This window comes from Sporofaciens sp. St.21A7, assembly GCF_059728535.1.
This window is the reverse complement of sequence record NZ_BAAGFN010000001.1, coordinates 1,822,570-1,835,209: the sequence shown is the minus strand read 5'-3', so window position 1 is coordinate 1,835,209 and position 12,640 is coordinate 1,822,570. Positions and strand designations below refer to the sequence as shown.

At 44.7% G+C, this 12,640-nt stretch carries 14 protein-coding genes; 2 read left to right on the top strand and 12 right to left on the bottom strand.

Translation table 11 applies throughout. The features are described 5' to 3' along the window. Positions 1-26: 26 nt before the first annotated feature. On the bottom strand, positions 27-905 hold the full coding sequence (locus tag AC6I3O_RS08985; protein ID WP_497850605.1) for a LysR family transcriptional regulator: 879 nt from the start codon (positions 903-905) through the stop codon (positions 27-29). A 170-nt stretch (positions 906-1,075) separates the two neighbouring features. Between AC6I3O_RS08985 and AC6I3O_RS08980 the strand changes: the two genes are divergently transcribed. Beyond that, the gene (locus AC6I3O_RS08980) at positions 1,076-2,131 is read left to right on the top strand and encodes an SGNH/GDSL hydrolase family protein (RefSeq protein WP_497850604.1); all 1,056 of its coding nucleotides are present in this window, start codon (positions 1,076-1,078) and stop codon (positions 2,129-2,131) included. Positions 2,132-2,372: 241 nt separating this feature from the next. Here AC6I3O_RS08980 and AC6I3O_RS08975 read toward each other — a convergent pair whose 3' ends face one another. The 6 genes from AC6I3O_RS08975 to AC6I3O_RS08950 form a co-directional block, all read right to left on the bottom strand. Then, positions 2,373-2,669, bottom strand: a complete 297-nt coding sequence (locus AC6I3O_RS08975; RefSeq protein ID WP_497850603.1) for a hypothetical protein — start codon at positions 2,667-2,669, stop codon at positions 2,373-2,375. Positions 2,670-2,690: 21 nt separating this feature from the next. Next, entirely contained in the window at positions 2,691-3,281 is a 591-nt protein-coding gene (locus AC6I3O_RS08970) for an MIT C-terminal domain-containing protein (protein WP_497850602.1), read from the bottom strand. A 70-nt stretch (positions 3,282-3,351) separates the two neighbouring features. Next, positions 3,352-3,537, bottom strand: a complete 186-nt coding sequence (locus tag AC6I3O_RS08965) for a hypothetical protein (RefSeq protein WP_497850601.1) — start codon at positions 3,535-3,537, stop codon at positions 3,352-3,354. 10 nt (positions 3,538-3,547) lie between these two features. Continuing rightward, positions 3,548-4,459: an AAA family ATPase gene (locus AC6I3O_RS08960; protein WP_497850600.1), complete on the bottom strand. Its 912-nt coding sequence runs from the start codon at positions 4,457-4,459 to the stop codon at positions 3,548-3,550. A 58-nt stretch (positions 4,460-4,517) separates the two neighbouring features. Then, positions 4,518-6,104 carry a transposase gene (locus AC6I3O_RS08955; RefSeq protein ID WP_288124265.1) on the bottom strand — a complete coding sequence of 529 codons (1,587 nt, stop codon included), beginning with the start codon at positions 6,102-6,104 and terminating at the stop codon, positions 4,518-4,520. A gap of 197 nt (positions 6,105-6,301) precedes the next feature. After that, entirely contained in the window at positions 6,302-6,886 is a 585-nt protein-coding gene (locus AC6I3O_RS08950) for an AAA family ATPase (RefSeq protein ID WP_497850599.1), read from the bottom strand. 330 nt (positions 6,887-7,216) lie between these two features. Here AC6I3O_RS08950 and AC6I3O_RS08945 point away from each other — a divergent pair, with 330 nt between their 5' ends. Next, a complete protein-coding gene (locus tag AC6I3O_RS08945) occupies positions 7,217-7,543 on the top strand; it encodes a hypothetical protein (RefSeq protein WP_497850598.1) in 327 nt (108 codons plus the stop codon). Positions 7,544-7,609: 66 nt separating this feature from the next. Here AC6I3O_RS08945 and AC6I3O_RS08940 read toward each other — a convergent pair whose 3' ends face one another. The 5 genes from AC6I3O_RS08940 to AC6I3O_RS08920 are packed head-to-tail and all read right to left on the bottom strand — an operon-like array spanning position 7,610 to position 12,608. After that, the gene (locus AC6I3O_RS08940) at positions 7,610-8,821 is read right to left on the bottom strand and encodes an aspartate-alanine antiporter-like transporter (RefSeq protein ID WP_497850597.1); all 1,212 of its coding nucleotides are present in this window, start codon (positions 8,819-8,821) and stop codon (positions 7,610-7,612) included. A 38-nt stretch (positions 8,822-8,859) separates the two neighbouring features. Beyond that, positions 8,860-9,423: a Fe-S-containing hydro-lyase gene (locus AC6I3O_RS08935; protein ID WP_172490085.1), complete on the bottom strand. Its 564-nt coding sequence runs from the start codon at positions 9,421-9,423 to the stop codon at positions 8,860-8,862. Next, complete coding sequence (locus tag AC6I3O_RS08930; RefSeq protein WP_497850596.1) at positions 9,424-10,266, bottom strand: fumarate hydratase; 843 nt, start codon at positions 10,264-10,266, stop codon at positions 9,424-9,426. Between the two features lie 42 nt (positions 10,267-10,308). Then, the gene (locus AC6I3O_RS08925) at positions 10,309-11,919 is read right to left on the bottom strand and encodes an FAD-dependent oxidoreductase (protein WP_497850595.1); all 1,611 of its coding nucleotides are present in this window, start codon (positions 11,917-11,919) and stop codon (positions 10,309-10,311) included. Between the two features lie 14 nt (positions 11,920-11,933). Further along, the gene (locus AC6I3O_RS08920) at positions 11,934-12,608 is read right to left on the bottom strand and encodes a 2Fe-2S iron-sulfur cluster-binding protein (protein WP_497850594.1); all 675 of its coding nucleotides are present in this window, start codon (positions 12,606-12,608) and stop codon (positions 11,934-11,936) included. Between the last annotated feature and the right edge of the window lie 32 nt (positions 12,609-12,640).

The following is a 12,640-nucleotide window of genomic DNA, read 5'->3' as shown; positions in this document are numbered from 1 at the left end:
AGCACACTACAGCAAAAAACACCATATCAAAACATGTCCATCCTTTTCCGCCGTTCAAAAAAATCGGTCAAAAACCCGTAAAACTCTATTACATTGCGGCTGTCTGTCTTGTTCCGGTTATAGTGAATAATAATGTCCCGCTGGCAGATTGGCTCTTCAATCTTTAACAGCCTTACATGCTCGTTGTCAATACTGCCCCACGTAAATTCCGGCCAAAACCCGATTCCGATATTCGCTGCAATCATGTTTTTCACGGCAGACGGGTTGTCGCTCTCGAAAATGACCTTAGGCGTGAACCCCGCATGCTGGCAGAACCGGTCGCAGATATAACGGAACTCTCTGGAGCCAAGGAGACAGATAAATCCATCGTCTGCCGCTTCTTCAAGCCGCACAGATTCCCTTCCCTTGTATTTCCCATTTTCCGGCACCGCAAGATAGATTTCCTCCCCGCATGCAAAACGGTTCTGTTCCTCATGCCCCTGATAGAACAGCTTCGTGGTCACGGCAATATCATAAAGCTCGCTCTCCGAATTTTGCTGGAGCTGGAAATTGATCTCTTCATGTTCTTTCTTATATTCGATGATTGCCTCCATCACAAGCCCCGACGCTGCCAGCACGTTCATATGGATAGTCTCCCCCTCCAGCGCTACCATCATTTTCAGTTGTTCAGGTATGGCGTCCATCTGTTCCATCAGAGGCTCTAATTTCCTCTGTAAATATTTTCCGTATTCTGTCAGCACGATATTCCTGCCTTTTGCCGCAAACAAAGGAACCCCCAAATCCTTCTCAAGCCTGCGGATTGCCTGTGTCAGCGCCGGCTGCGTAATATGCAGGTTCTTTGCGCTGTTCGTCATATGCTTCGTCTTCGCCGCCTCCAGAAAATATCGAATCTGCATGATTTCCATAGATATCCTCCTGTGCTTCCTCTTCCCTGTCTCCGGAAAATATCGAATCTAAACTATTTTCCTGAAACATTATCACAATCCAATAATCATAATGTAAACATTATGATTATGATAAATATTATATATTAGACATAATCATAGGTCAATGCTAAACTATGTGAGGAACAAAAATGAACCAACCAGAAAGTGAGGGAATGAAAATGGCTGAACTTTTAGAGTCCACCATGCTGATTTGTTTTGGCCTGTCCTGGCCTATGAACCTTGCCAAGAATATCAAAGCAAAATCAGCAAGAAACATGAGCCTCCAGTTTATACTCCTAATTATCATCGGGTATATCGCTGGAATCTCTGCAAAAATCTATAACCACAGATTCAATTATGTACTTGTCGTTTATCTTCTGAACTTAATCGTCGTATCTGCAAATGTGGTCGTATTCTTCATCAACCGCCGCTACGACAGACAGGCAAAAGAGGCGAACGCCAAACTAAGCAGACAAATTTCCGGCAATGCAGTCAATACATCCGTGGAAACAGCGGCTTTGGCGGCTCAAGAGTCCACACCTTTAAAACCATCGATTCACAGTCAAGGAGAAGATGAAATGGAAACATATCGTGAAATGAACAGTATTACGGAAGCCGGCGGCGTCGTGCTTTTCGGCTCCAACACATTTGCCGCCCTCCCCGTGGGAGAACTGGCACAGGCGTTCCGCATAACGGAACCCATCTACAACCGGAGTATCAAAGACGTGCGTATCGACCAGATTGAAAGCTACCTAAAGGTATGCCTGTATGACTTGAACCCACGCAAGATATTCGTAAATATGGGGGATATTGATATTCTTGATGAAAATGTAGACGCAGACAATTTTATTTCCAAATATGAGTGGCTCCTGTACATGATTCACACAAAGACACAGGCTTCCATCTATATCGTGCCAATCGTATCCAACAGTCCGGCGGCTTTTCAGATTAATCAACGGCTGAAAGCATTGGCTTCACAGACCGGGTGCAAGTATGTTGACGTCGCAGGGGTATTGGAATCCAAGCGTCCAACCCTCAGGCTGTTTGAAGTGCTGAAGGTGCATATGCGCAATCATCCGATTAATTTTGCCGACGCCATGGAAGCCGGGGCGTTGAGTAACCGTAAGATCGAAGACGTGCCAAACGACGGTCAGGCCTCTGCCGAGCCGGGGGTAAAAAGAGAGGTCGTCTTTGCAAAACACTAAGGATCTGTCAATACTGTATTGGTATGTCTGATTGATAGATGTTTCAGGGAAGCTGCCGGGGGAGGCAGCTTCTTCTGGTTTTCCGTCATTTCGCAGTTCTCTCTAACAAAACCTTGCGCTTGAAGCAAGCAAATGCTAGAATGGCTGATATATTATCATCCGCCTTAATAGCTCAGCCCGTTTTCCCCTACTTCTGAAGGTTTAGGACATGCACCCATGCTTCCTCACAAATTCCCTGTCCTTATAATAATTCTTCCGAAAGACAGCCGCTATCAAAAAATTTCGGCTCCTCCAGTTCTTTTGCTCCCTTCGTTACTACGCCGTAATCCTCAATATTCCCTTCCGGATACTCCCATACTTCTACTTGTACGTAAATATCTCCTCCACATTTCGGACATACGCCGTCAAAAGTCGCCAAATGCTCTAATTCTAATCCCATTTTTCTTTCATAAGAACCTACGCATTCCAATTCCATATCCGTCAAAACTACTGCCCCACAATTTAAACATGCCACCTTATATGGCAATTTAATTTCCATGTCCTATACCTCGCTTAAATATTATACTATCTGTTTTAATTGCGTTTCTTTCAGCGCCATTCTCGGAACACCCATGTTCTCAAAAATACTTACTGTAGTCTGAAATGTCTTCCCTGCTCTGCCAAAAACCGATAATCCACGGTCTATCTGAATAATATATTTTGACCCTTGAATACTCCTTGCATGCAAATCCTTTTTATTCTCTACTATGTATATGGAAAATTTCCAATTTTTAAAATTCTCCCCCTCAAACATATCTTTTATCTGCTGTTCTGAAAAATCTTCTTTTTTTAATGAATATATTTCAATATCCGCATTGGCCTTTACATATTTTAGGATATATTTTTTCAAATAATCTATCCCCTCTTTTGTAAGCAGATAACTGTCAAAAATCTGTATATATTCTTCTTTACCTAAAAATCTTCCCAGCCATTCTGCTACAAATTTACTGTCTTCTCCTTCTGATATAGACTTCCCATTTACTGGTAATGTATACATTGAGAACAGATTATTCCCACCGGCATCATTGATATCTGCGCTATCAAACACCGAGATTCCAAATTTATTGATATACTTCACCCCGATTCTACGTTTCGACTCCATAAGAATCATCTTATCTTCTGTCTTTTTACATAATGTCACTAATTCATTAAGATATTCATTCTCATTTATATTGGTTTTGTCAGATGATGTATTTATTATGACGGTTCTCTCCTTTGTATAGAATATATCCGTACAAAGAATCCTGAACAACCATACGATGCTGGCGGATTCGCCTTATCATCTCGACACTCTCTGCATCACCAGAGAATGCATCGACAGATTTACACTTTTCTAATATACTGTAACATACTACAAGATCTATCATAATATTTCTCCTAAACGGATACTTTGCTATTCGCTTTCATCAACATTTTGGTCAATTCGTAACTTTTATCAAAAAATCCGGTCGGCCACGTTTTTTCAAATTGCCCGTTCTCACACAGCTTCATCTTCTCTACATAAGAATCTCCTTTTTCATCCTTATCTACATAATAGATTGCCACTTGGTCGTCGCTAATCTTTACGTCAGGATCAGCGACCAACACTTGCAATTTTCTTATTAAATGCTCGCTATGAGTCTCAATCAATATACGATTGACCGCCCCTTTCTTATCATTGATGCATTCAACAAACAAGTCTGCCAGTTGTGCCTGTGCGGCCGGATGCAAATGAATCTCCGGTTGTTCAAATATTACAGTTCTACGCTTTGTTGTATTCGCCGTATATGGACTCCGTCTATAATCATTTTCATTATATAACTGTGTTACTATAGGCAATACTTGAGAGATACCATACCCTACATCTATAATATTGTCCGTTTCCTTATTCCCGCATACGAACAAACTATATAACCCATTCCCTACATCTTTAATACTCAGAGAATATCCCATAGTTTTATATAACCAATCAGATACATTATTTAATAATTTTCTATCCTCTTGCGCAGCTTGGCGCAAAATCATACTTGTATTTTCACCGTTAACTCCGACATCATTAAAATTACTTTCCGAATCCCTGTACGTCCGTTTGGGATTTTCTCTGAAAGGCCCGATATATGCTGTCTTCTCTGCTTCATTTCTCAAATAATCCTGTATGCCCCTGAAATATAGCGCTATAATGGAGACTGTCTGTAAAAGTGATCTTGCTATATTTTTTTTGTCTGTCGAAACATTGTTCTCAACATATTCCATCATATCAAACATATATTTGGAATTTAAAGATTGATCCACATCCAGATATTGTTCCATCAATTCAACTTCATCTATTAGCGGGATGAACTTATTAATACTTTCCCAATCTGCCGGACTATAGAGTACTGACAGACTGGGATGAATTCTTTCTAGGGCGACCACGTGGGCGCTTTGGCTTCTGCTCATACTGATCTTTGGGCTTGGGTTTACGGCCACGTTTCTTGGGTGCTGGCTTTGGTATCGGTTTTGACAGACCCAAGGCCTCAAGTTCCTCAAATACAATCTGCAGTGTGTGAACCCAGTATCCATCATCTGTTGCCGGTTCTTCCGGGGCATCTGTTCTACGCCAGGCTGATGATAGGTCATCCATCAGTTCTCCATAGGACATATGGTCAAATAATCCTGCCGTCCGCGCCTTTCGTATGATACGGCAGGTGGCAACTGTAGACAGGAAGTTCACAAACTCACCGCCGATGACGGAATAATCATTCTGCACATCGGTATGATCCAGGCATTCATCGCTTTTATACCGATTAAATACCAGTTCCAGAAGCCAGCGGTCCTCATAACAAAAGTATGCCGTTTTCGCATCTAAGTCCTGGTCGGATTCAAGAACGATTACACCAAAAACAGCTTGTTTCTTTGCGTATTTCTCTGGGAGAAAGGTATTTTTCTTCTGAGCGTTCGCAAGATAGGCTGCTTCTTCAGCTGATGCTTTTTTCGTATCCTTGAATGCATATAGGTATCGGCCGCCCTTGATCTGTTTCTTCTTATAAACTATATGAGCGGCAATGCCAGTTAGTACTCCTTCGAAGGAAAGCATATCATTATCCGATATGCGGGCATCATTCCGTTTGATCGGCGTAAGGAAATGAAGATCCGGACGCTCCTGCAATTCTGCTTTGATTTTGCTTGGAGGGAATCCTTTGTCAGCAACAATGATCCCTTTGCGAATGTCATTATCACGGATAAACGCCGGATAGGAACTGGCATCAATACTGTTTCCCGGAAATACTTCGGCACAAACCGGTTCCATCCGCTCGATGTCATAAGCATATAGGACAGACACTTCACTGCAGCCCCTTACTCTTGCCTTACGGGAATAGGCAGAAAGATCATTGACCTTGCTGTTATCCTGTTTCAGCGTGCCATCAATCGCCACATGATGGTCGGCGGAAGTCGATTGAATACGTAACTGGTAGAACTGTTTGCGCCTGGAACCGTCCATCCCAATCCTTTGCAGAAGGTTTCCAATAGAATTCGGGGACATTGCTGCTCCGGGATAATCTTTGCAGACGAATGTCCTATGGTAATGTGTTGCCATCCGGTTTGCGGTAACAGCCGGCTTGATCACTTTAAGGGTCGCAATAGACATCATTGCATAAGCATCCGATGGATCGTACACAGCAAGGAGATCTGACACAAGGTCTTTCGTGACAGACTTAACAAGTGCGGAAGCGCCATAGGACAGCATATCCGGTTCTGCAGAAGTTCCTGCTTTCGACTCGTGGATTGGCACATATTTATGATCAATGATGTGACCGACCACCTTGCCGTTTCGCGGCTGGGGATTGCCACCGGGAACATATTTAGAAGAGGAACGTTGCCTGACAGCATAACGTTTGGGGCCATCCCGGCCGTTGTCATCCACTATGGTATTAACCGGTCTTGGAACTGCTCTGATATCAGCAGGTACGGGCATAAAAATCACTCCTTTATATAGTCCTATTATAACACATTAGGACTATACATAATAGATTTTTATACACAATTTTACAAAAATCTAAATGGATTAACAGGTGTAGCACGGTTAAAAATGGCCATTTTTTAGGGATTATTGCTTTTAATAACTAGTTTTTGAATGTATTATATAGTTTTGGGTGAGTTTGCGGGTCTATTCTATAGTCCGGTAAATTGGGAAAGTTTTAACTTATAGAAATTCATTTTTACTTTACCTAAATTCTCTTCACGGTCTTCCCATCTTCTTTCATATAATATTTGATGGACTGAAAATATATAACCGGTTCCGTCCCTTTCAATCGTACATAACTTTTTTCCGTCAGCATATAATTCTATATCCCTTACCTGCAGCTTTTTTTCTGGTTTATCAATCGAAACTTCCAATTCTATATTTTTAACAAACTCCCGATTATTAAATAATTCTTCAACATATTCATGCCTTCTTAAATAATATCTATTTCTAATTCTTCTTGCAAGTTCTGGCCCGAATGAAATTTTAAATCCCAACGGCATCGTTCCATGTCTATATGAAACATCATCATAATTGCCATAATCAATCAAATTGCCAAAAAGCAACAAAGGTGTAAGGGTGTCTTCCCGAAATGTTTGGGTAAGCATTACTGGGAAACGCAAAAGACTGCTCTTTCCACAACTATTCTTTCCAACAAATACTGTAATCGGCTTCATTTCAATTTCTTCTGATTGTTTGAAGGATTTGATATTATTCAAGCAAAACTTCTGCATATCACCCATCTCCTCTATATTCCATATACATTTTATCTTCCACTTTCTTTCATTTTACCATATTTCTATATAGTCAACAAGAAGAAGACTTTATTATTTACGCCCTTCTGCCACCGGCAAACACAAAAATATTTTTTAAATCGTAAAATTATTATATTTTCCCTATTGCAATAATCTACATTCTATATTACACTACAAAATACGAACCATATCAAGTTTCACCCTTATCCGGTGAAACATACAGCCCTGTCAGGGCATACATTACAGTATATCCAAAGGTCATCCCGTAATGGACATACACATGGTATATTTCAAGAGAGGTATTGAATAATGGAAAAAAAAGAATTTACAGAACAAGTCATGAAATTAATCACCGACAATCCGGCGAAGTTCATCAAAATCAGGGATACATTTGAAGAAATGTTTGGAAACCGCGACATCAGCAAACCAGAAGCAATCAGCGACCAGGAATATAAACGGCTCCGCCTCAGGTTTCAGGATATTGACGTTCCTTTTAGCTGGTGCAACACAAAAGAAGCCGTCTGCCAGTTATACATTACAATGGATAAGCACCGCAGCAGGCACGATGATGATGATTATACATTCAAGAAATCTACAAAATCCAAGAAAAAAGGTCTGTTCGGTCTGTTCAGATAAAAGAATAAAAACCGCCTTGCAAGTATCATATCCTGATAACGCAAGGCGGTTTTTCATATTTCACTTCTAACAGAACAAAATGATCAACTGGGAAGCCAGCACTACTGCAATCAATGCAATGGGATAAGTCGCCGCATATGCGGCCGCAATATCCTCCGTCCCCGCCATATTAATCAGCGTCCCAAGAGCCGGCGTACTGGTCATACCTCCGGTCAGCGAACCAAGATTATTAAGGAGCGGCAATTTCAATATATTCTTTGCAATGATAAATCCAATAATCATCGGCAGAATCGTCATAATCGCCCCATACAGGAAATAAATCGGCTCGAAATACTGTACGAATTTGGCGCCGCCGGATACTCCCGCTCCAATCAGGAACAGCATCAGTCCCAGTTCCCGCAGCATTTTCAGAGTAGAACTCTTAGGCACAATGGAAATCTTTCCGATATGCCCATAATGCCCGAACACCAACGCTGTCAGCAGGCATCCGCCCGTAGTGGTCAGGGAAAAGTTCCGGTAACTGATACTTCCCACCAGAATCCCCACCACCGCTGCAAATGAAAACGCCATGAACCCGAACTCGTCTACCTCTGTCAGAATCAGGCTCTTCCTCTTTGCGCTCCCGCCTTCTTGGGCGGCAATCTTCGCAACTTCCTCGTTCATATCCGCCTTCATGACCTTGGGGACAATCTGTACGAACAATACGACTCCAATGACCCCAAACAGATATGCAATCCCGTACCCGACGGACACCAGCGCCTCCAAATCTGCGCCCACTGCCGCCTTGGATGCGGAGAATGCCGGCGTACTGGTCAACGCTCCCGAAAGGATGCCCACCAGAATCGCCTTGAACTGGTCATGGTCAAGTTCCGTAAAGTTACCGCCGATAAAGATACATAATACACAAGCAGCCGCAGCCGCAAGGATAATCACTGCGCCGAGCAGGACGTAAGATTTAAAATTCCGCTTCAAATTCCCGAAAAAATTCGGTCCTGCAATAAAACCTACGGAAGTCACGAAGAAAACCAGTCCCATATTCTCTACGATTTTCAGCGCGTCCGTAGCAAACGACGCATCCCCTGCCATCAGGTTATCCGACAGCTTTCCGTATAACAGACACCCATAGACCAGAGCAACGATAAATACTCCGGCAGTTCCAAGGTCGATTCCCTTTACTTCTATCCTGCCGATGGAATATCCGACAGCGGCAATCGCGAAGATTGAGAATGTCAGAAATACTACAGCCTTAACTGCCAATATCCCTCCAAATAACTCCATGTCCTATGACTCCCTTCTATATCGTAACGCCTCCCGTTTTAAGCCTCATGCTCCTTCAAATAAGCAGCACGTCCGCTCTCATACAGGTTATTTCCTTCGCTGTCAATGATAACGACCAGCGGCATATCCTCTACATACAGCTTCCTAAGAGCCTCTGCGCCTAAGTCTTCATAGGCAATCAGCTCTGCCTTCTTGATACATTTGGCAAGAAGGGCGCCTGCCCCGCCAATGGCTCCGAAATACACGCCGGAATACTTCTTCATTGCATCCACAACTTCCGGAAGACGCGCGCCTTTTCCAATCATGCCCCTTGCGCCCACGGACATCATAGTCGGCGCATAGGCGTCCATACGCCCGCTGGTGGTGGGTCCCGCAGAACCGATGACCTGGCCCGGTTTCGCCGGGGTGGGTCCCACGTAATAGATGGTAGCGTCCGTAGGATCAAAAGGAATCTCCTCTCCCTTGGCAAGCGCCTCGCACATCCGCTTATGTCCTGCATCCCGGGAAGTATAGATGGTTCCGGTCACGAGTACGCTGTCGCCTGCATGCAGTGTCTTAGCAAGCTCCTCTGTCAATGGTAATGTAATCTTCTTTGCAGCCATCTAAATCACCTCCGTTTTGTGGCGCGTGACATGGCAGTTGATATTGACTGCACATGGCATACCTGCGATATGGGTCGGAAGAGTCTCAATATTCAATCCGATTGCCGTAGTCTTTCCGCCGAAGCCCTGAGGCCCGATTCCAAGCTTGTTAATCTTCTCTAACATTTCTTTCTCCAAATCTGCATAGAACGCATCCGGATTGGAAGAATCAATGGGGCGCATCAGCGCTTTCTTTGCAAGAAGAGCCGCTTTGTCAAAAGTCCCGCCGATTCCGACGCCCACTACCATAGGCGGGCATGGATTCGGTCCTGCCGTCTCTACCACTTCCAGGATAAAATCCTTGATTCCCTGTAAGCCATGGGAGGGCTTGAACATACGGATCTGACTCATATTCTCGCTCCCGAAGCCCTTTGGCCCTACCGTAACCTTAATCTGCTCGCCCGGAACGATTTCCGTATAGAGCATTGCAGGGGTATTGTCCCCTGTGTTTCCACGGCGTACCGGGTCTTTGACAACGGATTTCCTAAGATAGCCCTTATCATAACCGCGGCGTACTCCCTCGTCCACAGCGTCCGCAAGATTGCCGCCGGCCAGATGTACGTCCTGGCCAATCTCAAGGAATACGCATGCCATACCTGTATCCTGACAGATCGGTACGCACTCGTTATCCGCAATCTCGAAGTTCTCAATAATGTTATCAAGAACGCCCTTTGCAATCTCACCATCCTCACACGCGCGGCAATCTTTAATCGCACACTTTACGTCCTCCGGAAGATGATTATTTGCTTCGATACAAAGCTTTTCTACGACATCCGTAATCTTGCTTACTTCTATCTCACGCATAATCTTGTCTCCTTTTTTTATTCATATCCTTGTGGCATATCTCTATCTCTCATGCCGGGCATATTTCGGCAGCAGCAATGGTGATACATCGCCGGAAGCTGCGTCTGCATTCTTCAGTTCCTCTTCATAAGCCGCCACATGGTCAATATTCATCGTACCAAGCTCTACCTCTTTCGCTTTCGCCGCCGCTTTCTTACCTGCATTCCGGCCAAATACGATAACGTCAAGAAGGGAATTGCCCATCAGACGGTTTCTTCCATGAATACCGCCTGCGGCCTCTCCTGCCGCCAGGAGGTTTGGAATCGTCTTGGTGAAGCCTTCTCCGTCAATCTCAAGGCCGCCGTTCTGGTAATGCAGCGTCGGATAGATCAGGATCGGAACCTTTCTCATATCAATCCCATAGTTCATATACATACGGAACATTGCAGGGATTCTCTTCTCAATGGTTCCCTCTCCGCCAATCAGTTCAATCATCGGCGTATCAAGCCATACGCCCATTTGCCCGCCGGGAGCCTCTACCCCCCGTCCTTCTCTGCACTCGCGGATAACGCCAGAAGCATTGACGTCACGGGTCTCAAGCGGATGGATATAGGCTTCACCTTCAGCATTGACAAGCTGGGCGCCTACCGAACGTACTTTCTCCGTAACAAGGGCGCCGCGGATCTGCACCGGATGGGCAACGCCTGTCGGATGGTACTGGATAGAATCCTGATAGAGAAGCGGTACGCCTGCCCGGTATCCTAAGACCAGTCCGTCCGCCGTTGCGCCGTAATGATTGGAAGTGGGGAAGCCCTGATAATGCATTCTTCCTGCGCCGCCCGTTGCGATGACAACCGTCTTTGCCCTTGCCACCGAGTAATCCCCTGTCTCCATATTGAGAAGAATAGCGCCTGCCGCCTGTCCCTTCTCATCCTTGATAATCTCTACTGCAGAAGTAAACTCTACCACCGGAATCTGACGGTTCAGTACTTCGTCCCTAAGGGTACGCATAATTTCCGCTCCGGAATAATCCTTACATGCATGCATTCTCTTTCTGGATGTACCGCCGCCGTGGGTCGTTACCATACGTCCGTCCCCATCCTTGTCAAACATGACGCCAAGCTCGTTCAGCCATTTGATTGCGTCCGGCGCTTCCATGACAAGACGTTTTACCAATTCCGGCCTTGCAGCAAAATGTCCGCCCCCAAAGCAGTCCAGATAATGCTGTACCGGGGAATCATTTTCCTTATCTGCCGCCTGGATACCGCCTTCCGCCATCATGGTATTGGCGTCTCCAATCCTAAGTTTCGTTACGATCATCACATTGGCGCCTGCATTGTGGGCTTCGATGGCACAGGAAGAGCCGGCGCCGCCGCCGCCGATGACAAGCACGTCTACATCATAATCAATTTTCGTAATATCAATATCTTCATTCAAAATACGGCTGGTAGAGTGGAGCATTTTTGTAAGCTCTAACGGCGCTTTCTGTCCCTTGTTGGCCCCTACTTTGATTTCCGCAAATGCCTCCGGATTATAATCTGGATGGAATTCTTTCAGGAGAGCGTCTTTTTCATCAGCAGTCAGACGCCTGGGTTCTGTAGACATACGTTTTTCTCTTGTAGCCTCTACCTTTTTGATGGATTCCATCATATTCTCTGGATATGGTGTATACATGTTTACGCCCTCCCTTACTTCTCAATCTCTCTGGTATTATAAAGTTCCTGCATCTCTGTGATTGGCTTCTGCATAATCTGCTCAATCAGCTCGTCATACTCGCCTTTATTGATTTCTTCTACACGGTCTGCAAGATGCTCAGTCTTAGGCGCGATGTATTTTCCTGTAAGCCTTCTTGCCAGAACACCTACATGGGGATGAGAGATACCTGCCGGACATCTTACGGTACAGCAGCCGCACCCGATACAGTCGAAGGATTCTTCCGCACACTTCGTAAACTCGCCCCGCTGCGCGTATGCGATGTACTGCATAACATTCAGATCCTGGGTACATGCCTTTGTGCAGGCATTACATCCGATACAGCTATAGATTTCCGGATAGAGTTCCATCATGATCTGCTGGGTCGGTTTGATATCCTCAATGTCATAGGTTCTCTTATCAGTCGGGAAAAATGGAATACTTGCCACATACATTCCCTCTTCCACCTGAGTCTGGCAGGCAAGGCAGGTCTTTAATTCATTTTTTCCCTTGATACGGTATACGGTCGCACAGGCTCCGCAGAAACCATGACGGCAGCCGCATCCTCTTTTCCATGTATAGCCGGCGTATTCCATGGCGGTCATAATTGTAAGGTCTGCCGGAACACTGTAACGCTTACCGCTAAAATATACATTTACCATATTTTCCATGTTATTCGTATCCTTTCTCTAAATTATATGGC